Here is a 21,277-nt window from a genome sequence, read left to right on the forward strand (position 1 = left end):
ACTGTATGGTAGTCGTTTAAGTCTCGTTTTCCGTCGTCTGTGGAACCTTGCGGTAGTCAGGCTGGAAACTTGCGCATACGATGTGAAGGCCGGGCAGAGGTTACATTCGCGCATCCGCACACGAACGGACTCCCAGAGATGGCTTCACAGGCAGAGGTTCCCCCCGCTTCTGGTGCCCCGACCGCAGTCGCCCCGGCTCCCAAACGCCGCTGGTTTCTCAAGCTGGTCTTCCTGTTCGTTCTCGGGGGGGGAGTCTTCATCTATTTCCTGCCGGCACTCGCGTCGAGGGTGCTCAGTCAGCCCGAAGCAATGGACACGCTGTCACAGCAATTGCCCGCGACGGTGCGCGTCGGTGAGGCGCATCTGGCCTGGAATGAGCCGGTGCGGGTGAATGATGTCAAGGTCACCACGAGCAAAGGAAAGCCGGTCGCCCAGATCGACAAGGTCGCCTCCGGTCGTTCACTGCTGGAGATGCTGACCCGGCCGGATAAAACCCTTGAGCTCGATTTTGTCGGCCTGCGGTATTCCGTGACCGTCTCGGCTCCGGATGAAACTGGACGGGGAAAGTCGTTCGATGAAATGGTCCGGTCGATTCAGGCTTCGAAAATGTCCCGCCCCAGCCGTCCGATGCGGGTCAAGCTCAAGAACAGCGGCATCGACTTTCGGGATGAAGATGGTGAAATCCTCGGGACCCTCGAAGGGATCGATGCCGTCTATGAGTACACACTGACACCGATTCCGACGCAGACCGTGACCGTGACCATTCCCCGTCCCGAGAACGGTGAATTGACCATGCTGACGTTGTCCGGCAAGTGGGACATGACCGAGCTGGATGTCGAAACCGTCGATTTGAAGATCGGTACGAACGGCCTGCTGCTGAAAGCCTACGATGAATGGTTCATGCATTATCTCGGCTCTCCCGCAGAACCGGTGAATGGGGCGTTGACGCTGCACATGGAGCGTGAACCGGAAGAGGGCTTCAAGCTGAAGGGGGAGGCGGCGCTCGTTCCGGAACGTTCGCAGGCTCCGGCGGGAACTCTCAAGGTGCGACTGGATACCCAGTTTGACCGCTTGCGCGACCAGTTGTTTGTCCCGGAATTGCACGTGTCGACAGCGATTGCCTCTCTCAATGTGCAGGGCGAGGTCAAGCAGCTGGGGGGGGCTCAGCTGGCCGATCTCAAGGGTAGTCTGTCCTCCCCCGGCCTGTCCCTGATCGACTTGCTGCCTCCCGAAATTCGACAGGAAGTTCAGGTCGATTCACTGGCCTTCTCGGATCTGGCCGCCCGAGGGGCACTTCGCCAGCGCGGTTTCGCGGAGGTGCCGCCGCTGGAGTTGTCCGGCACGATGCGCTGGAAAACACTCCACGCCTATGGCCTGCACTCCCAGGATGCCGAGTTGAAGTTCGCGCTGAACAACTCCCGCCTGACGACGAATTCGCTGCGAGTGCCGATCAATGGAGGATCTCTGCGGCAGCTGCCGGCGATCGATTTTTCGACGCAACCTCCGACGGTCCTTTTTGAAAGCGGCGTGATGCTGGAGAATGTGCAATTGACGGAGGAGGTTTGCCGTGGGTGGATGCGGTATGTCTCGCCGGCACTCGCGAATGCCACCAGTACCGTGGGGACGTTTTCGCTGGGGATGCATCAAGGTCAGGCCCAGCTGCAGAATCTGAAGACTGCCGATCTCAGCGGGGCAGTGCTGATTCATTCCGCACAGGTCAAGCCGGGGCCGGTCGCCGGCGAAATGTTGCAGTCTGTCGGTCGTCTGCAAGGATTACTGCAGCGCGGCGGGCAGGACATCACCGACCGGACGCTGGTCCATATCGATCGTTCCGAGGTGAATTTCCGCCTGGTGGAAGGCAGGGTTTATCACGACCGATTCGGATTCAACATCGGGAAGGTCCCGGTTGCCACCACTGGTTCCGTGGGTCTCGACCATTCCATCGACATGGTGATGACGATCTCCATGCCCGAGCAGTGGAGGACGAATGCCGGACCGATCCTGCAGGCGCTGCAGGGAGAGCAGGTGCAGGTGGCCATCGGGGGGACGTTGAATCAGCCGCAGATCGACGCCACAACGCTGGCGGACTTCGGAAAGAACGCCGGGCTCAAGGCCGGGGCGGGGCTGCTGGAGAAGATTCTGGAGAAGCGTGCGAACCGTCGCCGGTAATAGAGCGAACGGCCCCCCGAATTCGGGCAATCACAGCTGTGAAATTCCGTTATGGAATTCAGCTTCGCGATTTGTTTTCACCGGGGAGAGATGGCGGGGTGAAAACGAAAATAGGCGCGCCGGAAAGGCGAATGTCCGGGACATCCGCGATCGGTGCGCCTGAGAATCAAGCCGTTCGGCTTTGATTTATTTACGGTGGCGGATCTTCGCACGCATCCGGCGTTTTTTCCGACCCAGTTTCCGCCGACCTTTACCGGATTTCTTCACACCCATCGGACCAAATTCTCCACTACACATGAATTATGACGACACCGGCCAGTCCGCAGCAGCGAGGCCGGGAATTTCGCAGTTGTGAGCCAGCGGCTCAGGCAATTCTTGGGTTCCCCCCGCGATGGTTGAACCATAGCGCTGGAAGGTGGACGGACGTTCATCCGCGCCCGCGCAAGGGGGGAATCGGAAACAGTACGTAAACCGGCTGAAGATTGCAAGTCGTCCGGTGGGGTCTCGCGGTGTTCCCCGGAGAACCGGCAATTCGTTCCGGATGCACGGGGAGAAAACAAAAATGCCCCGATGAGACGATCATCGGGGCACGTCCTGCACCAACGCGGCGCAGGCGCGCGGAGTTTAGAGAGCAGGCCAGGCTCAGCAACGTTTCGTCATGCAAAAAGCTCCTGAATCACTTCTCCTCCATCGACCACTTTCATGGGGCGGCCGAGGGGGCTGATGTTCTCCTTCAGGGGATTGATTCCCAATGCGTGTGACAGCGATTTCAGGAAGTCGGCGACCGTCACCGGACGATCGTCCACTGCGGTTCCGTCCGCGGTCGATTTCCCGATCACCTGTCCCCCGCGCACGCCGCCCCCCGCGATCCAGCAGTTGAAGACCCGGGGATAGTGATCTCGTCCGCCGCGGGCGTTCAGCTTGGGAGTGCGACCGAATTCACCGGCCCAGACCACCACGGTCCGTTCCAGCAGTCCGCGCGATTTCAGATCTGCGAGCAACGCAGCACACGCCGGATCGACTTCGCCCGCCAGCTGACTGATCCGGTTCTCCAGATCATCGTGTGTGTCCCAGCCATTGGAGCGGACTTCAACGCAAGTGGTGCCGGTCTCGACCAGGCGTCTGGCCAGCAGGCAGCCCCGTCCGAATTCCGTATCACCATATTCGGCTCGCAGATCGGCAGGTTCCTGCTCGAGATCGAAGACGCTGGTCTGCGGACTGAGAACGAGACGGGCCGCCTTCTGATAGAGCTGGCGGTGGCTGGTCACGTTTGCATCGGCTCCGCGCTGCGCGAACTCCCCTTCGAGCCGCTGCAACAGGCCGAGTCGTCGTTCAAAGCGGGCAGTGGTCTGTGGGTTGCCGAGATTCGCGGGGACTTTACCAGGCTGATCGACAATGAACGGCTCGTAGTCCACTCCCAGGAATCCTGACCCCTGTGTTCTTCCGATCGAAACCACACTTGGCAACTCCGCTTCCGGGTCGGCGAGCTGCTGGGCGACAAGACTTCCGAACGCGGGATGTTTCACGCTGCCGGAAGGAATGTAGCCGGTGTGCATCTGATAGGTGGCCCGCTGGTGGTTCCCCTCCTTGTTGGTCAGCGAACGGATGATCGCGATCTCGTTCATCAGCTGGGCTGTCTTCTCCCAGCCTTCCGCAATCTGAATTCCGGGGACAGCTGTGGAGATGGCATGCGTCTCGCCGCCGTTCTCGTGCGCGGGTTTAGGATCAAAGGTTTCAAACTGACTTGGTCCCCCCGCCATCCAGAGGAGGATCAGGGACTTCCCCTGTCGACGAAGTTCCGACGCCTGCAGGGAAAGTGCGTCGCGGAAGTTCAGCAGACCAGTCGCCGCACTGGCGACGCTGATCTGTCGAAGGAAGCGTCGCCGGGAGATCTGATGCCGTTGCAGCAGCACGTTTTCCTGAACATAAGCGGGCATGGTCAGTCCTTGTGGCGTGAGAGCAGGCGAATGCAGGGAGGCTGGCTCCGCAGTCGCAATAAAAACTGGTCTGGCGGTGTGGAGACTACGGCATTTTGTTTTTTGAGCTACCCGTTCTTGCCACGCGGAACTGAGCATTTCCGCACACGAAACGCTTGCTGCGCGGGGACTGGAAAGAGCAACCTGCTCTAACGCTTCGACAGAAACTCGCTGGAGTTCAGCAGACTCCAGAAAATGTCTTCAAAGGCAGCCGTCCGGCTTCCCACATCGCGGAGATAGTCCATGTTGATCTGGAGTTCTTCCGAGGAGGGAGACCGGGTCAGCACCAGCAGGTAAACCTCCTCGAGTGCGTCGGCATTGTTGGGCTGCGCTTTCAGAATTCGTCCCAGCTGCGTGTCCCCGAGTCCTTTTGTGTACGCCTGCAGCTGCGGAGAATTCATGAGGTAAAGTGCCTGGGGAATGTTTCCGGCAATCTCATCCTGCGGCGTGCTGGGGTCGAATCCGAACAGCAGGGAGAAGGCGAATTTCTGCGGATTGAGACCCGCTCGGCCTCCCCCGATCTGCAGTTTGCGCTGCCGCTCGATGAGCTGTGCATTCTCGGGAATTCCCAGAACCTGCAGCAGCGAGTAATAAACCTGATCCGCCTTCAGGCGCGCCGGGCTGGCGGCGACGAAGGGGACGGCACTTCCATCGGTCGGCTGTGCCTGCAGCTGGCGTTGATATGCCTGGGTGTTTGTGATGGTTCGGTACAACCACTTCACGTCCGACCCCTGTCTGGTGAACTCTGTTGCTAATAACTGCAGGACGTTCTCCGCGACCGGAGTCCGCTCCGGGCCGATGTCATCAATCGGCGTGTAAAAGCCCTGACCGACCAGTTCGCTCCAGATCCGATTGACGAAGGCGCGGGCGAACCACGGATTATCCGGGCTGGTGATGGCCTCTGCCAGCGCGTTTCGGCGGCTCTGATCATCGGCTCCCTCGGAAAGATAGGGGGAGGGGACCTCAGTCAGAAAGAACGCCGGCTCGGTGAGTGTCCCTTTGGAGGAGGGATTCTGCAGGTCGGGCATGTAATATTCCGCAGAGCCCCGTCCGGGCTGCATTTTGATCTCTTTGCCCCCTTCCTGAAGTTCCTTCAGCGACAGGAGGCCATCCTTGTTCTTGTCGAGCCGTTCCGCGAGTTGATCGAACCGCCGCTGCAGTCGGGGAGGCGCTTCGGCTTTTGAAAGCAGACCATCCCGATTCCGGTCGAACGTGCGGATGAGGTTTTCGAGATTCTCGCCTCCGACGGGGCCCCGACGGCTGTCGGGGCGGGCGACATTCAGTGAAGAGACAGCGTACGACTGATTGTCATTCGGCGTTTCGCGGCGAACCTGCACCCGCGGGAAGTAGGCCGCCAGCTGATGGAACTGCGTCCGCTTCCACTGGTCGGTCGGGTGATCGTGACAGTTCGCGCAGCTCATCTGGATCCCCAGAAAGATCCGCGAGACTTCGGCCGCCACTTCTTCTGGGACCCCGGTGTGAGCAAAGAGGAGCGCTGTTTCACCCGCTTCGGTGACAGGGCCGGTCGCGACAATCAATTCCCGGGCAACTTCGGTCCAGGGGCGGTTCGAGTCGAGTTGCTCTCCCATCCAGCGTTCGAAAGCAGGTTGGGCGAGACGAGCCCGCTGCTCGGTGGCACGCAGGAAAATGACGTCCGCCCAGTAGCTCGCCCAGAAGCGGGCATAGCGGTCCGATTCCAGCAGCTGATCAATCATGCGGGCCCGTTTCTCCGGATGGGGATCGAGGCCAAATAGCGTGGCAGCCTGGGGAGAGGGAATCACGCCGGTCAGGTCGAGCGACACCCGTCGAAGAAAGTCCTGATCGTTGTTCAGCGGTGCGGGAGTGACTCCAGCCTGCTCGAAAAACTCTGCCAGCAGTCGGTCCACTTGGGCGGCGGTCGCCTGTTCAGAAGAGGGGAGTGCCTGGTTTCCGGCCCGGGCGGCAGTGTTCAAGAGGTTTAAGACGCAGAAGAAACCAGCCACGGCGAACATGCGTGATCGCATGACATGCTCCTCGCGAAACGACCGGCAGGGGGAGAGAAGATTGGCCCCATGCACAATTCTGGAGAGTTCGCCGATTCAAACACCGGAGCGAAATGAGAGTTCTGCGACATTTTTTGCGTTCGCGCATTTTCGGCGTGGGACGATCCCCCTTTCGTCCGGGTGCCCGTAGCGCTGGGTGAGGGAAAAGCTTTTGCCGGGGGGGAGCGACAGAGGCGACCATCTGTCGCAGGAGGAAGATCAGTCGGACTCGTCTCGGAGGGTCCGGTCGATTCGGCACTGTCAATAACGACATCGGCAGCGTCCGGGTTAACCGAACACTGCCGATGCGGGTCACGACACAAACACGCGGACGACTGTTACAGCGCTGTTTCGGGATGCAGCTGTAACCGCAACGCCAGATCCTGCAACTTTTCCACGGCCCGCGCCTGGAGCTGGCGGACCCGCTCCTTGCTCAAGCCGACACTTTCGGCAATCGCCTTCAGGGTTCCCGAGGCCGGACGATTGTTCAGGCCAAACCGATGCTCCAGGATGAATTTTTCACGTTCATCAAGGCATTCATCGAAGTGGCTGACCAGCAGGGCGGCCATCGCAAAATCGGGAAGAGAATTCGGCTCGCGGTTGCAGGCGACATCCGAAAGGATTTCATTGGCAGTTGAAACCTCCCGCTGCTGACGTCGCTGCCGACGCTGCATCAGGCGGAAGTAGTGCCGCTGGACGGCATGAGTGGCATAGGTGCTGAAGCGGAAGCCCCGGCTGTAGTCGAATTTGTCGACAGCGTTCACCAGGACGAGATTTCCCTCGCAGACGAGTTCGTCGAAGTCGGTCGGCGCCCCGGCGAATTTGCCGGCGAGCGCTGTGACAAGTCGCAGGTTCGAGCTGACCAGCTCGTCCCGGCAGCGCGCCGATTCCGAAAGAAACGTTTCGAGCTGATCCATGGTCGCCACGCAGGGGCGAGCGGTGCTCAGTTTCTTCTGCAATGCCCGGGCGCGGTGTTTGAGATAGTTCATCCGGCGGAACAGATACTGTTCGCCAGCCGGAGTCAGCAGTGGGAGCTGCTGATAGCCACTTCCACTGGTGGATTGAGAATCGGTCAATTCGTGAAGTTCCGTCGGACGCTCCGCTGTCAGAACTTCATCTGAAAGGTGAGCAAACTCCGTGGCGGAAATAAAGCGGATTTCGAGTTTTTGAAGTTCCCGACACCGTTCGACCTGGCGGCTGTCGCGGGAGTACTGACCAGCCATCGTTGCGATTTGCTCGGACATGTCTGCTCCTTTGAAACGTTCAAAACGTTCTTTTAGATCGCATCCGATGCGATTGCAACAGAAAACCATCAAAATAATTCGTGGGCGAATTAAAAAGTTGGCGCAGTGGGAATCCGGTTGCCGCAAAAGAAGGCTTTCAGAGTCGTTCAGGCGTCCCATTCCTATGACGTGAGGGGTGGTGTGAACTTCTGTTCATGTGTCAGGGTTGAAATCCGCACAGATTGCAGGGATAATGAGGTTCTTCTCTTTCCGCATTCCTGCTTTGAGATCGGAAGTACCAGAAAATGCTCAAGACCAAAGACCTTGAACAATTCCGAGACCTGTTGCTCTCGCTTCAGTCCCGACTGCGGGGTGACGTGCAAACCCTCACGAGCGGAGCACTGGGAACGTCTTCGGATTCCAAAAGCCCCACCCATATGGCTGAACTGGGAACGGAGACCTACGAGCAGGATTTCTCGTTGCGGGTGATGGAGAGCGATCAGGAGGTCCTCAAGGAGATCCGCGTCGCCCTCAAGAAGATTGAAGATGGAACATTCGGAATCTGCGAAGGGTGCATGGACCACGGTCGGCCCCCCTCCAAGTGCTGGATTCCGAAGACCCGTCTGAAAGTGATCCCGCATGCACGCTTCTGCGTCTCCTGTGCGGAGAAACTGGAAAAGCAGTTCAGCTACTGAGTGAATCTCAGGGCCCGACCGATGTGATTCGGATCTTTCGTCCTCGCCACGCGGGGACTTGGCGAATCACCCGCTCGAGCGGCAAATCGTGGTGAACTCTCCGGCCGTGTAAGGAGTACACGCGAAGCGCTGAGTGCGTCAGTCCGCCGGGCCTGCTGATTTCAATTCGAACTCGACCTCTCGGACATGTGGGATCACCCGCATGTCCGTTTTTATTGGCAACTCCCCGCAACGTTGCGGTCGAATGCTCACGGGCCGCGTGTGGAGACTGGGGGCAATCTCCCGTTTTCTCTTCCATTGCAGCGGAGCGAGTCCAGGACGCTCTCCCCCCTCTGCTGTCCGTTTTTCAGAAATCGACTTAAAATACGATTGGGTGATCACGTCGATTCCCGCGACCGCTGGAGAAGTCTGCCAGTTGCAGGGGAGACATTTCAGGAGGAGCAGGTCGCTCGATCGCGCTGACTTGTTCTCCATCGCCGCAAGTGTGCCCGGATATGATCGACTATCAAGAACTGCTCTTTCAGTTTCAGCGCGGGATTGATCGTCGGCAGGCGGCGGAAGAGGCACTCCGCGCAGCGGCCGCCGGACCTGATCCTCAGGAGCAGACCTTCCGTGACACGCTCTCCCTTCAATTGCAGGGACGCAATGAACATCTGCAGGGGATCGAGAGTGAATTTCAGTCGGTACTGCAGGCGGTGGAGCAGGAATCGAACGCGCTGATCGCCGAGGAAGACCGTCGCCACTACGACACACTGCGAGGGATCGAGGCGGAAGCGGCCAAGGGTTCGGCCGACATCGAACAGGCCCGCGACAACAGCGAATGGGTCGTCTCTTCTGTCCTGGACGAGCGTGCTGAAGATGGGCCGCTGAAAGAATTCGATCGCTTCAAGGCGGTCTTGCAGAAATCGAAAGAAGAACAGGGGACGGAACTGGCCGGACTGGAAACAATGGTCCAGCAGGCCTTTGACTCTCGCGGAGCAGCGCGTCCGTTGCCCCGGGAACCGGTGGATCCTCCCCACGATCGCGAATCGGCGCAGCTGCGGTTCGCCACCGCCACCACAGAAACCCGCAAGCAGCTCGATCGTCTCGCCAAGCTGTGGATGCCCCGGCTGGTGCGCGGAGCGATGAGTCTGGTTCTGTTCGCGATTCTGACTGCGCTGATTGCCGCTCCCTTTTATTTTTTCGTCGACCCGACCTTACTCGGATTTGAAGGGGGGCGTCAGCAGGGGATGTGGATCGGCATTTCCCTCGGTGCTGGAGCCGTGGCAGGGTTGATCCTCACGGCGATCTTTTACAGCCTGGCGATGTCACAGCAGTCTGAGGTTCTGGGGCTGATTCAGGATCTGTCGGCGGAAGCGGAGTGGGCCCATCAGTTCTGGCTGCGATATGCCAAAGAGCAGCTGGAGCGTCAGCAGAAAGAGACCGAGCTGCATCGTCGACAGATCGCTCAGGAACGGCAGGAGGCACTCAGGCGGTATGAATCCGCACACCGCAGTCAGGTCGAACTGATTGAACGGACCCGACAGCGAAAGTTGAATCTGGAACGCAAGCGGCACGATCAGGAATGGAGTCGACTGACGCAAGAGCGGGACGCGCAGCTGTCGATGATTCACGAAGAGCATGCCCGGCAGGTGCAGGCGGCGACCGCGTACTGGGAGCAGGCGATCGGCACCGCAGATCAGGCGCTGCAGCATTACGTCAGCAATCGGCAGCGGACACAACGGGAGCTGTGGAGCACGCTGAAGGCGGAATGGGATGAAGTCTGGCAGAACTTCGACTCCACCAGCCGGAAGTTGTTGCAGGAAGGGGAGACCAAATTTCCCGACTGGAAATTGCTCTCGCAGGGGAACTGGTCCCCGTCGGCCCGAATCCCGGATGCGGTTCGTCTCGGGGATTATGTTCTGGATCTGAATGTCTGGTCAGGGGCCATTTCCGAGGATGTGCGGCTGGCTCCCCGGCAGACTGCCTATCGGTTGCCCGCGCTCCTGAAGTTTCCGACGGCGACATCGTTGCTGTTTCGGTGTCCTTCACTGGCGGCGCGCGAGCAGGCGGTCCTGGCATTGCAATCGGTGGTTCTCCGTCTGTTGACGTTGATCCCTCCAGGGAAGCTGCGGCTGACGATTATCGATCCGGTTGGGCTGGGCGAAAGTTTCGGCGGCTTCATGCACCTGGCCGACTATGATGAAATGCTGGTGACCAGTCGCATCTGGACCGAGCCGAATCAGATCGAGGCGCGGCTGGCCGACCTGACCGAGCATATGGAAAACGTGCTGCAGAAGTACCTGCGGAATGAATTCCAGACGATCGAAGAGTACAACGCTTCGGCAGGGGAAGTGGCCGAGCCGTATCACATTCTGATCATCAGTGATTTTCCTTCGAAGTTCAGTGAGATCGCGGCCCGTCGACTGATCAGCATTATCAACAGCGGACCACGTTGCGGGGTCTATACGCTGATGAGTCTCGACACGACCAAGCAACTCCCGAACGGGTTTCGGCTGGCGGACGTTGAACCGCGGATGACGTCGCTGGAATGGCGCGGCTCCGAGTTATCGACCGCGTATCAGAAGTCGGTCGATCCGCTGGAATGGACTGATGGCAAAGGGGACTTCGACGACAGTCTCGATTCGCTGACCACGGCTGCGGCTCAGCGCAAAACAGGACCGCTGGGGGATGGGAGCCGGCTCTCATTTTATCTGCGTGAGGCAGCACTCGCAGCCTGGCCGATCGATCTCGACCGGCCCCCTCCATCCGATCAGTTTACCGCCATTGTGAAAATGGTGGGCGAAGCTTCCAAAGATGCCCGGCGCGTGGAAGTGTCGTTCGAGCGGATCGCTCCGGACCCCAGATCGATCTGGGCGGGGGACAGTCGCAAGGAGATCGAAATTCCGCTGGGACGGGCGGGAGCGACCAAGCTGCAGCGGATGCGTCTGGGAAAAGGAACCTCCCAGCACATGCTCGTGGCCGGGAAAACCGGCTCCGGAAAGTCGACCTTCCTGCACATTCTGATTACGAATCTCGCGCTGCATTACAGTCCGGATGAAGTGAACTTCTATCTGATCGACTTCAAGAAAGGGGTCGAGTTCAAGAGTTATGCCTCTCATCAGCTCCCTCATGCCCGGGTCATTGCGGTTGAAAGCGATCGTGAGTTCGGAGTCAGCACGCTGCAGAAGCTGGATGAAGTACTGCAGGAACGGGGAGAGCTGTTTCGGCGGCATGGCGTCCAGGACATCGCGGGATACCGGAATGCGACGAACAAGCCTCTGCCGCGCATTCTGCTGATTGTGGACGAGTTCCAGGAGTTCTTCGTGGAGGACGACAAGCTCGGCCAGTCGGCGGCGCTCCTGCTGGACCGGCTTGTGCGACAGGGGCGGGCCTTCGGCATGCATGTGGTGCTGGGGTCGCAGACGCTGGGAGGCGCGTATTCGCTGGCGCGCAGTACACTCGGTCAGGTGGCTGTGCGTGTCGCTCTGCAGTGCAGTGAAGCAGATGCTCATCTCATTCTGAGTGAAGAAAACACCGCTGCGCGGCTGCTGACTCGTCCCGGCGAAGCGATCTACAACGATGCCAACGGCGTCATGGAGGGGAATCATCCGTTCCAGATCGCCTGGCTGAGCGATGATCAACGCGATGCCGCCCTCAAGCTGATTCGCGAGCGGACGATGCGACGGGGAGTCGAGGCCCCCTCGCCTGTCGTATTTGAAGGGAACATTCCCAGCGACCTGACCCGCAACGGACTCGTCTCCACCGTGATCGATACGTTCTCGACCCGCCCGGAACCGGCCGCAGCGCCAACGATCTGGCTGGGAGACGCCGTGGAAATCGCTCCGCCGACGTCGATGACGTTTCATCGTCACAGCGGCAGCCATCTGCTGATTGTGGGACAGGATTCCGAAGCCGCACTCGGGCTGATGACCGCTTCGGCGATTGCCCTTTCAGCCGCGGGAACGAACCGACCCGAGCAGCCGACAATCCAGATTCTGGATGGAAGTCATCCGGGAAGTCTGGAGTACGAGAGCTGGAAGAAGGGGGCCCAGGCCCTCACCGGAAACACCCGGCTGTCGCACGTCAATGACGTGGTCGGGGTGCTGCAGTCCCTGACGACGGAAATGAAACGCCGGGAAGCCGAAGCGGATACGACCGCCCCGCCCCTCTTTCTGCTGGTCTTCAACCTTGCCCGGTTTCGTGACCTGCGCAAGGCGGAAGATGATTACAGCTTCAGCTCCTTCGGCAGTCAGCCCTCCGAGAAGCCCGTGGAGCCGGGGAAGCTGTTCGCCGATCTGCTGACGCAGGGGCCCGCGATGGGAATTCATGTCATCATCTGGTGCGATTCCATGAATAATCTGGAGCGCTGGCTGAGTCGACAGTCACAGAAAGAATTGGAAACGAGAGTCGCGTTCCAGATGAACGCGTCCGATTCCAGCAACTTCATCGACTCTCCCGCCGCGTCGCGGCTGGGGACGCACCGGGCGTTGCTCTACCGGGAAGAGACCGGAACGGCGGAGAAATTCCGGCCCTACGGAATGCCACCCGCCGCGTGGTTCGACAGTCTGCGGGAGCGGCTGCGGCATGGTCCGGCTGCCGAGTTCGCGACAGATCTGGAAGAATTCAGCATTCTGTAGGGTGGGCGCTCGCCGGTTGACGGACTGCAGCCGATTCTGCAGACTTCGTGAGCCCCTTTCTTTGCCGAGAAGACCGACGATGATCAACTATGCGGACGCGTTTGCAGCAGCTTATCCCTACACTGCCTTCCTTGAAAAATACGGGACCGAAGAACAGCGTCGCCGCTGGGCCGACTTCCACGCGTCGATCGCGCTGACGCAGGCACAGCAGGCGTTACTCGCCAGTTTCACCCGCGAAATGAAGGTGCTGGTCCTCGCGGGCGCCTGGTGCGGCGACTGTGTGAATCAGTGTCCGATCTTCGAGCATTTTGCCGCAGCCAGCCCGTTGATTCAGATCCGCTATGCCGACCGCGATGACTCGGGTCTGGCGAGTGAATTGACCACCTGCGGGGGAGCCCGCGTGCCGGCCGTCGTCTTTCTGAGTGAAGATGGCCAGTTCTGCGGTCGCGCTGGGGACCGGACGCTCTCCAAGTACCGGAGTCTGGTGCGGAATCTGGCGGGAGCTTCGTGTCCGACCGGTCTCGCGGTCGCCGATGACCTCACTGCCGACGTGATTCAGGACTGGCTTAACGAGTTCGAACGGATTCAGTGGATGCTGCGGACCTCCAGCCGGTTGCGGCAGTTACACGGCGACTGAAGCCGGTTGGTTCCATGTGCTGCGCCGCCAGCGTTTCGTCTGGGGAATGCTGACCTCCGCGTGGCGAGGACAAGGCCATCCCCGGTCAAACTGCTTTGCATCCCCGCAAGCCCGGGGTAGCGTTACACCCCTGGTCTTGTGAGTGGGAGCTGCGGGTCTACAGGTCAAACGTCATCGTCCGTCGCACGGCACGCAGGCCCCGCGTGAACAACGATTCTCGCCCCGCGTCGATCCTCCCCCAGCCGGGCTGATCGACCGCGAGCACGGAGTCGGGATGTGCGAACTGCACCCGCACCTCGTGAAGGGGGGCGAGCGGTTGCAGGCCGCCACGCCCTGTCGCCACACCGGGGATCGCCTGAGAGTGCGCGAGCACATCGGGAATCTGCACCACCGGGCTGACGGCCACTTCCACAACCTTCCCCTGCAGGACGGTTCCTCCCAGTTGCGGAACAGTGAACTCGGCCGCGGCTCCGGGCTTCAGTGTCGCCGCTTCCGCCTGATCGACATAGAAGACCGCCTCTCGCGCTGTCGCGTTGCCGATCACACAGAACGGGAGCCCCGCCTCCAGCCAGGCCCCTTCATTCTGCGGCTGGAACGGTTCCCCTTCCCGCTGCAGGCGGAGATCAGATCGTGAAGTGGACGCAGGCTGTTCTCCTCCCAGCAGCATGCCTCCCTGGGGAGCGGTCAACCGGAGTCGTCCGGCATCTTCGGTTCTGCGGGCGAGTCGTTCCTCCACGTCGGCGAGAGCTGCCCGCGCGGAAGGCAGTTGCGATGACGCCTGCGGGTCGGCGTACTGACGACCCTCCAGATGTTCGACACGTTTGCGGGCACGGGCGACCTCCCCCTGCAGTCGGGCGATGTCCCGTTCAATCTCCGGGTTGGTCAGCACCGCGAGCAACTCTCCCTGCCGGATTTCCTTTCCTGCCCGGAGTCGATTCGGCAGATGCAGCTGTCCCGGTGATGTGACGAAGACCGGTTGTCGTTCCGCGGCAACGACGCGCACCGGAGCCCGCAGCGACTTCGGAAAGGGCCACGCCAGCAGCAACGCGAGCAGTGCGGTGACGGCGACGACCGCCGCCGCGAATCGACGGGGGCGAAACTGGCCGTCGCGTTTGAGAAATTCGGTCATGCGTCCCCACTGCCTGCCGGTCTCAACGATCCGTCCCCCCACCAGCAACGGAGCCACGGCCAGTACGACAGACTGCAGATCCTGAGCGGCCGCCAGACGATACAGCATCCAGAGAATCCCGACGAGCAGCAGCCACCCATAGACCCACGAGGCGATGCCGTAGAACGTCATTGCCACCCGTGGCAGACCGCTCACCGGCTGGGGAGCGGGGAGCGTGACTCCAAAGAAGATTCGCGTCCAGAAGGAGCGGGCCAGATTCATCGACCGGCTGCGCAGATTGGGAATGTCCACCAGATCTGCCAGCAGATAATAACCGTCGTAGCGCAGCAGAGGGTTGCCGTTCAGCAGCAGGGTATTCACCGAGCAGATGAGCATGACATCCAGGCAGAGTGCATGAAACAACCCCGGGACTGAATAACGCCAGAGGAATGTGCACAGGCTCGCGAGAAACAGTTCCACGTACATCCCTGCGCCGCTGACTGCAGCCCGTTGCCAGCGGCTGCGAAACAGCCACGAGTCGGAAACGTTACAATAGAGGCAGGGGGTCAGGACGAGCAGCATCAGGCCGAGTTCGCGGCACGCCCCCCCCAATTTCTTGCAGGTCAGCGCATGTCCCAGCTCGTGCAGTATCTTGATCACTCCGATCGTCAGCATCAGCCAGAGCAGACGGTCCGCCCGGAAGATGTTGGCCGCCTGCGGAATCTCGCGCAGCAGTGTTTCCGATTCATTCGCCGCCAGCACGACAGCACTGATCATCAGCGTAAGCGTGCAGAGGACCGCCGTCCGCGAAAACATCCAGCCGACAAAAGGAAGGCACGCGGAAAGGAGTGGATCCGGATTGATTCCAGGAAATCGGATGGCCAGCAGATTTTTCCAGAAGCCGCGACGTGTCTGCTGCCGGCTCTCTGTCTGGCGGGCCAGCAACTCTGTAGAGAGTCCGAAACGGTTGACCGTCAGCAATCCCTGTCCCCAGAGCTGCTGGATGAAGGCCAGAAGCTGCTGCGCACTCAACACCCGGGGGGCGAACTGACCGTGAAAACGCTCCTGCAGTTCCGAGAGCGTGATCTGACCGTCGAGTTGGGAAAAGACAAAGTGATCCGCTTCCCCCAGCTGGAAGAACTGGAGTGAAAGTGGATCTTTGACGGTCCAGCGGGGAGCCCCTGCCGGGCCGTTGGAGACGATCACCAGATCATGCCGGCGGCAGACCGGAAGAACGATGTCGGCAGGAGGCGGACTGGCGGTCATGGAGCGCTGGTGGCTGGCGGGGCGGGGGAAATCAGCATCTCGGGTCGCAGTCCGGGACGCAGGATCTCGTCCGGATTTTCAATCTCGGCCCAGACACGATACTGGCCGGTGATCGGATTGACTTCCGGATCGACGAAGCTGAGAACTCCCGAAAAGACATGGAGAGGAGCCCCTTCCAGTTGGAGTCGAAGCTGCACCGGTTGTCCCGGTCGAATGACTCCGTCCTTCAGCGAGACAAAGCCTTCTGCCCGCAACCGGTCCGTGCGCAGAATCCGGCAGAGCGTTTCGCCTGGCTGAATCCATTCACCCGGCTGTCGCTCCACTTTGACGACCAGTCCGGCGAGCGGAGCCCGAAAGCGCCGCCGCTCGATGCGCCGATTTGCGATATCGACTTCGGCCTGCTTCAGCAGCACCTGTAATTCTGCCTGCGCCATCTCTTCGCGAGCATGCTGAATCTGCAGCTCCGCCTGATCGCGTGCGAAACGGAGTTTGTCCAGCTCGGTCGTGGAGACGGCGTCCGGATATTTCTCGTTCGACTTTTCGGAGCGGAGCAATTCGGCATTGGCCACGCCAAAGGCTTTTTCCGCGAGCTGCACGCTCAGGCGACTGGCTGCCGCTGTCCGGGCGATCTGCAGTTCCGCCAGCATCCGCTGACGCTCCAGCTGGGCGTCAATGTCATCCAATTCGCCCAACTCGGCCTGGGCCTCGACCCGATCCCCCTCGCGGACGAGGAGCTTGCGGACGATTCCGCTATCCTGCGACGCAACAGCGACATCGTCAATCAACGAAATGACGACCGATTGCACCGGAACGACCTCGCCCGCCGTCGCCTGTGCGGTCAGGCAGCACCAGCCCATCAGCAGGCAGAGTCCCGCTCTCATTCGTTCCTCCTTGCACCAGATCTGGAATCCGATCCATTAGAGCATGTTGCTCTTTCCAGTGCCCGCGCAGCAGGCTCTTCGCTTGCAGAAAGTCCCACTCCGCGTGGCGAGGACGGTGAGGCTTCTGCTCAACAGCCTTGGAGCAGGTTGCTCTTTCCAGTGCCCGCGCAGCAGGCTCTTCGCTTACAGAAAGTCCCACTCCGCGTGGAGAGGACTGGAGAGTCGGGAACAGGCCACATCACTCCGGAAGAAGATCCCCACGTCCCTTCAGGGCGATACGCGAAGAATTGTCGGCGTCATGGGTGAGCAGGCTCGAGCCTGATTTTCTCTCAATTGTCGAGCCCATCGGGCGGCTCTGGCCGTTGGCCGTTGCGGGGTGGCGGAGGGCCAGGTCGTTCTCCGCTGGGGGGCGGACCCCTCCCTTCCGGCTCGAAGAAAAAGTCACCTGGAAAACCGGTGCCTCGGCCCTCTTCCGGACGCGAACCCCGGCGGGGTGGCGGGGCCCCTTCTCCCGGTGGACCACCGTCGCGCGGACCTCTTCCCGGTCCCCGTCCGCCCGGCAGACCCCGTCGGTCAGGGCCATCTCCTCCGCCGGGGCCTCCCGGACCCATGCGCAAGTTCCGGCCCATGCCGAAGACTTCATTCAGCACCTCTGGCTTCACGGGTTGATTCCGGTTGACGAAGGTATTCCGCAGGTCCGTTTTGAAGTCACTCGCTTCCAGTTGCAGCAGCATCTCCTGCACATCGGGCGGAAGGGTCAGCAGTTCCTCTTTCAGCATGCTGTCGCTGGGTTGTCGGACTTCACGGCGGTCTTCATTCAGCTGGGCCAGTAAGGACAGGTAGAGCACGATCGCCAAACGGGCCTCTTTGGAGTTCGCCAGCTTGGGCTCACGTCCGAACAGCCCGTCATTGTTGTTGCCGGAATTGTGGATGAAGTCGCGAATCCGTGCATTGTCGGTGTATTGGTCGATGTGAGCGGCCAGTTCCGAAAACGCGGCGGGCTGATGCACGAGGAGGGGGCGTTTTTCGACATCCAGATCCCGGAGTGCCTGCAGCAGCTGCACATCCCGGGCGATTCCCTCTTTGCCTTGAATCTCGGCCTGCTGCGCCGGCACAAGGCTGGGGAGCGTTAACGTCTCCAGTTGCGTGAACAGCTTTCGGAACTCGTCATTGGTCAGCCGGCGGTCACCCATGCGGCCCCCCATGAATCCCCAGTTGTTCCCGCGACGGGCCACGAACCGGCCCATCACGCGGTTCTGCTCCTCCTTGACGATGGATTTCATCAGATCGATGCGGGCGGTCGTCTCCGGCTTGTGATGCAGTTCGTCGCGATGACGGGGTGTGATCGTCTTCAGCCAGTTCGTGTACTGGTTCATGATGGCGGTGAGTTCACCATGATTGGTTGCCTGGTCATGTGCCAGCGCCTGCTGGAACTCGCGCGCGGCCTGTTGCTGCTGCGGGGTTGCCTTCTTGTAGAGTTCCAGATTCCGCATCAGACGGGCCCGTTCCGTGGTGGAAAGCCGGGCGATGGCTGCCGCATTCGCTGCACGACGCTGATGGATTTGTTCGTCTCCGCGGGCCAGAAAGGGGGCCAGTCCGAGAGCGAGGAAGACCGAGAGCAGCAGCCAGAGACGGATGATCGTACGATTCATGGCGTGGTCTCCGGACGGATCTCCTGAAGCAGTTCTTTTTCACCGGAGAGACGATTCAGAAAGTCGATACTCTGCACTTCACTGACCGAGTCAAAGTTCTGAATGACCGGCAGCTGATCCAGCAGCAGAAGCTCATCGGGGTCGGCGGTGAGGCGGTTCGTCAGTGCGTAGCCCGCGGTGGCGGTGGCCACCATGGCAGCCGTCCACAAACCGAGAACAGCGCACTTCTGCAGGGTCTGAAACCACGCCTGTTGAGCCAGTGGCTTGCGGAAGTTTTCCAGCTTGGCGGTGGCGACGGTCTTTTCGACGAACTCGTTCGAGGCCTTCGGACGCGGCAGGGAATCCAGCAGGTCGTACGTCCGGGCGAGGATTTCGACTTCGTTCCGGGCGACCGCATTGTGTGTGAGGATCGATTCGATCTGGCGCGTCGCCTGCTCATCCAGTTCGCCGTCGAGATAGGCGGACAGATTATCGCGATCTTCAGGAGAAAGTCGGGTGATCTTTTCCATGCGATTTGAACTGACGAAAACGCAGCCCTTTTCTGCGCCGGAGCGACGGTCATCGGCAGGAAACCGATGACAGAGACGACGGCCCGGTGCGGCCTGTGATTAGTGCATTTTTTTTGAGAAGTCGATTTGTCCTGCCGCAAAAAAACGATTCTTGGAATCCATTCCGCAAACGGTGTGCTTCAGCAATCCAGCGGGCTGGTCGGAAGTGCGGCCTGCTCACTGGCGGGTTGCACTTTTCCGTCTCGGGGCAGCGAGCGTTTCGGGTACTGAAATGCTCAGTGCCGCGTGGCGAGACCGGCTCAATCAAAAGTCAAAATGCTCTAGCTGACGTAACCCTCCAGGGCCACACGCAGGTTTTCACGTGCCCGCGACAACAGTGACTTCACCGCCTGCGGGCTCATTCCCATGGCATCGCCGATGTCGGCGTAGCTCATTCCTTCAAACTTATGCAGCAGCACGGCGATCCGCTGCCGCTCACTCAAGGTTTCCATGGCGGCCTGCACCCGTTCACGCAGTTCGTCGGCGTCTGCCTGACGGGTCGGCATCATGCCGGATTTCTCCGGCACCAGCTGTTCCCCCGGGGTCATCATCTGGGAGGCTGATGTGCCGGGTTGAAACTGCACCTCTTTCTTGCGGCCTTTGGTTCGTCGGGAATTGCTGGCGAGGTTGCTGGCAATCTGAAAAACCCAGGTCGAAAACTTGGCGGTCGGCTCGTATCCCTGTCGTGCACGATAGATTCGTAAAAAAACTTCCTGCGCCAGATCTTCGGCCAGCGCGGAGTCATTAAACATATTCGTAAAGACCGCAATCAGGCGGTCCTGGTATTTTGCGACCAGCTGTGCGAATGAAGGTTCATCTCCCCCTTTCACGCGCAACATCAGTTGCACGTCCGGGTCACGAAGATAGGCGGAGGAACCGACGGGAGTCGTCACCACAATACGAACGCAGTTCTATGGCTGATACGCCCGGTCGGGCTCTCGTGATTAAACCCCGCTCGGTGCGAAGAGTTTCGTCATTTCATTCAGAACGTCAGCGTAACGCATTCTTGTCAGATCAGGCAAACGGAACCGGACCAGTTCAGCGGCTGCTCTTCCGTCCCCGGGGATGTTATCCTCGCGGGAAACCGCCGATTTCATTCAAGAACCTTTTCCCATGTCGCTCAGCACGCTTCCTCTCGGTTATTGCACGAACGTCCATCCCGGGCAGACTGTGGCGGAGGTCCTGCAGGGGCTGCAGAACTTCACGATTCCCGCGCGGCGGCAACTCGGGAGCCGGATTGCGGCGGGATTGTGGCTGCCGGCGACGGTGATCGGGGAGCTGGAACAGGCACCCGAGCTGTTGCCATCGCTCCAGCAGGTCCTGCGGGAAGGGGAGCTGGTCTGTTATTCGCTGAATGCGTTTCCGTTTGGCAACTTCCACGGAACCCGGGTGAAGGAAAACGTTTATCTCCCCGACTGGGCTCATCCCGATCGACTGCGGTATACCGCCCGCTGTGCGAATGTTCTGTCAGAACTGATGCCCGAGGGGGTGGAGGGGAGCATCTCGACAGTTCCACTCGGCTTTAAGGGGTTTCCGCAACCGGTGGACTTCATTGATCGCTGCATCGGTCAGCTACTGGAACTGGCCCGACAGCTGGATGAGCTGCATGATGAAACGGGTCGGATCATCCGGCTGGCCATTGAGCCGGAGCCGTGCTGTCTGCTGGAAACCACTCCCGAGACGCTCGCCTTCTTTGATCGCCTGTACGCGTCGGCCGAACAGCGGAGTCTGCTGGATGAAGCCCGTCGGCATCTCGGGCTCTGTTATGACGTCTGCCATCAGGCAGTTGAGTTTGAAGACATCCCCGGCACGATCAGGCAGTTTTCACAGGCCGATGTCCGCATCAACAAAGTGCACATCACCTGTGCGATTCATGTGGAGGCTCCACTGGAAAACCGTTCCGCCATGGAGGCTCTGCAGGCCTACGTGGAGCCACGCTACCTGCACCAGACCTTTGTTCGCTCGCGCAGTGGGGAGATTGCTCACCGGCAGGACCTCACAAGGGAATTGCTGGAGAGTCCGCCGGTCGAGTTCCGTGAGGCGGAGGCGTGGCGGGTTCATTTTCATGTGCCGGTGCACCGCGAAGAACTGGGGCCGCTGCAGACGACCCGCCAGGAATTAAAGGGAGCGCTCGCAGCAGTGGCTGGGCTCGATTACGCTCCTCATCTTGAGGTCGAGACCTATACCTGGGGCGTCCTGCCGGGTGAAGAACAGCCCTCGCTGGAGCAGGGGGTCGTGAACGAGTTGGCAGCGACGCAGGGACTGCTGCAGCAGATCGGGCGTGACCAGCCTTCCGCTCCGTAACGCGGATTGGGGACACGTTCCGGGTCGCGTGGCAAGGAGGCGGAATTCAACGGGCAGAGGTTGCTCCAGTCGGAGCAGGTTGTTCGTTCCGGTTCTCGCCGAGCGAGCATACCGTATGGGAAAAGGCACACTTTTCCCGTGGTGGGGGCCGGTCAATCGGCAGCCAAGCGGCTCTCAG

General features: G+C 60.2%; 13 protein-coding genes. 5 read left to right on the plus strand and 8 right to left on the minus strand.

Translation table 11 applies throughout. The features are described 5' to 3' along the window. Positions 1–138 precede the first annotated feature (138 nt). Positions 139–2,169: a hypothetical protein gene (locus SH664x_RS00975; RefSeq protein WP_437204244.1), complete on the plus strand. Its 2,031-nt coding sequence runs from the start codon at positions 139–141 to the stop codon at positions 2,167–2,169. Positions 2,170–2,825: 656 nt separating this feature from the next. Here the strand turns inward: SH664x_RS00975 and SH664x_RS00980 are convergent. The 3 genes from SH664x_RS00980 to SH664x_RS00990 form a co-directional block, all read right to left on the minus strand. Next, positions 2,826–4,106 (minus strand): DUF1501 domain-containing protein, encoded by a 1,281-nt coding sequence (locus SH664x_RS00980; protein WP_437204246.1) that lies wholly within the window; start codon positions 4,104–4,106, stop codon positions 2,826–2,828. A 188-nt stretch (positions 4,107–4,294) separates the two neighbouring features. Further along, positions 4,295–6,148 carry a DUF1549 domain-containing protein gene (locus tag SH664x_RS00985; RefSeq protein ID WP_437204248.1) on the minus strand — a complete coding sequence of 618 codons (1,854 nt, stop codon included), beginning with the start codon at positions 6,146–6,148 and terminating at the stop codon, positions 4,295–4,297. Between the two features lie 356 nt (positions 6,149–6,504). Next, positions 6,505–7,410 carry a sigma-70 family RNA polymerase sigma factor gene (locus SH664x_RS00990; RefSeq protein ID WP_437204249.1) on the minus strand — a complete coding sequence of 302 codons (906 nt, stop codon included), beginning with the start codon at positions 7,408–7,410 and terminating at the stop codon, positions 6,505–6,507. Between the two features lie 284 nt (positions 7,411–7,694). On the opposite strand from SH664x_RS00990, the gene SH664x_RS00995 reads away from it, so the two are divergent. From SH664x_RS00995 to SH664x_RS01005, 3 genes are all read left to right on the plus strand, one after another. Next, the gene (locus SH664x_RS00995) at positions 7,695–8,084 is read left to right on the plus strand and encodes a TraR/DksA family transcriptional regulator (RefSeq protein ID WP_437204251.1); all 390 of its coding nucleotides are present in this window, start codon (positions 7,695–7,697) and stop codon (positions 8,082–8,084) included. Positions 8,085–8,578: 494 nt separating this feature from the next. Then, on the plus strand, positions 8,579–12,703 hold the full coding sequence (locus SH664x_RS01000; RefSeq protein WP_437204253.1) for an FtsK/SpoIIIE domain-containing protein: 4,125 nt from the start codon (positions 8,579–8,581) through the stop codon (positions 12,701–12,703). Between the two features lie 79 nt (positions 12,704–12,782). Beyond that, a complete protein-coding gene (locus SH664x_RS01005) occupies positions 12,783–13,340 on the plus strand; it encodes a thioredoxin family protein (RefSeq protein ID WP_437204255.1) in 558 nt (185 codons plus the stop codon). 157 nt (positions 13,341–13,497) lie between these two features. Here the strand turns inward: SH664x_RS01005 and SH664x_RS01010 are convergent, their stop codons facing one another. From SH664x_RS01010 to SH664x_RS01030, 5 genes are all read right to left on the minus strand, one after another. Further along, positions 13,498–15,714: a hypothetical protein gene (locus tag SH664x_RS01010; RefSeq protein WP_437204257.1), complete on the minus strand. Its 2,217-nt coding sequence runs from the start codon at positions 15,712–15,714 to the stop codon at positions 13,498–13,500. Further along, positions 15,711–16,595 (minus strand): efflux RND transporter periplasmic adaptor subunit, encoded by an 885-nt coding sequence (locus SH664x_RS01015; protein ID WP_437204259.1) that lies wholly within the window; start codon positions 16,593–16,595, stop codon positions 15,711–15,713. Before SH664x_RS01015 ends, SH664x_RS01010 begins: the two co-directional genes overlap by 4 nt. Positions 16,596–16,924: 329 nt before the next feature. Continuing rightward, on the minus strand, positions 16,925–18,247 hold the full coding sequence (locus SH664x_RS01020) for a hypothetical protein (RefSeq protein ID WP_437204261.1): 1,323 nt from the start codon (positions 18,245–18,247) through the stop codon (positions 16,925–16,927). After that, the gene (locus tag SH664x_RS01025) at positions 18,244–18,756 is read right to left on the minus strand and encodes an anti-sigma factor family protein (protein ID WP_437204263.1); all 513 of its coding nucleotides are present in this window, start codon (positions 18,754–18,756) and stop codon (positions 18,244–18,246) included. The genes SH664x_RS01020 and SH664x_RS01025 overlap by 4 nt, the downstream gene beginning before the upstream one ends. 320 nt (positions 18,757–19,076) lie before the next feature. Beyond that, the gene (locus SH664x_RS01030; RefSeq protein WP_437204265.1) at positions 19,077–19,691 is read right to left on the minus strand and encodes an RNA polymerase sigma factor; all 615 of its coding nucleotides are present in this window, start codon (positions 19,689–19,691) and stop codon (positions 19,077–19,079) included. 217 nt (positions 19,692–19,908) lie between these two features. On the opposite strand from SH664x_RS01030, the gene eboE reads away from it, so the two are divergent. After that, positions 19,909–21,099 (plus strand): metabolite traffic protein EboE, encoded by a 1,191-nt coding sequence (gene eboE / locus SH664x_RS01035; protein WP_437204267.1) that lies wholly within the window; start codon positions 19,909–19,911, stop codon positions 21,097–21,099. Positions 21,100–21,277 lie beyond the last annotated feature (178 nt).

It is taken from the genome of Planctomicrobium aquicomposti (assembly GCF_051466325.1).
Lineage (GTDB): Bacteria > Planctomycetota > Planctomycetia > Planctomycetales > Planctomycetaceae > Planctomicrobium.

Bases quoted from the DNA above. Each gene is read 5' to 3' on its own strand.
- SH664x_RS00975 (WP_437204244.1), top strand. From the start codon at position 139: ATGGCTTCACAGGCAGAGGTTCCCCCCGCTTCTGGTGCCCCGACCGCA.
- SH664x_RS00980 (WP_437204246.1), bottom strand. From the start codon at position 4,106: ATGCCCGCTTATGTTCAGGAAAACGTGCTGCTGCAACGGCATCAGATC.
- SH664x_RS00985 (WP_437204248.1), bottom strand. From the start codon at position 6,148: ATGCGATCACGCATGTTCGCCGTGGCTGGTTTCTTCTGCGTCTTAAAC.
- SH664x_RS00990 (WP_437204249.1), bottom strand. From the start codon at position 7,410: ATGTCCGAGCAAATCGCAACGATGGCTGGTCAGTACTCCCGCGACAGC.
- SH664x_RS00995 (WP_437204251.1), top strand. From the start codon at position 7,695: ATGCTCAAGACCAAAGACCTTGAACAATTCCGAGACCTGTTGCTCTCG.
- SH664x_RS01000 (WP_437204253.1), top strand. From the start codon at position 8,579: ATGATCGACTATCAAGAACTGCTCTTTCAGTTTCAGCGCGGGATTGAT.
- SH664x_RS01005 (WP_437204255.1), top strand. From the start codon at position 12,783: ATGATCAACTATGCGGACGCGTTTGCAGCAGCTTATCCCTACACTGCC.
- SH664x_RS01010 (WP_437204257.1), bottom strand. From the start codon at position 15,714: ATGACCGCCAGTCCGCCTCCTGCCGACATCGTTCTTCCGGTCTGCCGC.
- SH664x_RS01015 (WP_437204259.1), bottom strand. From the start codon at position 16,595: ATGAGAGCGGGACTCTGCCTGCTGATGGGCTGGTGCTGCCTGACCGCA.
- SH664x_RS01020 (WP_437204261.1), bottom strand. From the start codon at position 18,247: ATGAATCGTACGATCATCCGTCTCTGGCTGCTGCTCTCGGTCTTCCTC.
- SH664x_RS01025 (WP_437204263.1), bottom strand. From the start codon at position 18,756: ATGGAAAAGATCACCCGACTTTCTCCTGAAGATCGCGATAATCTGTCC.
- eboE (WP_437204267.1), top strand. From the start codon at position 19,909: ATGTCGCTCAGCACGCTTCCTCTCGGTTATTGCACGAACGTCCATCCC.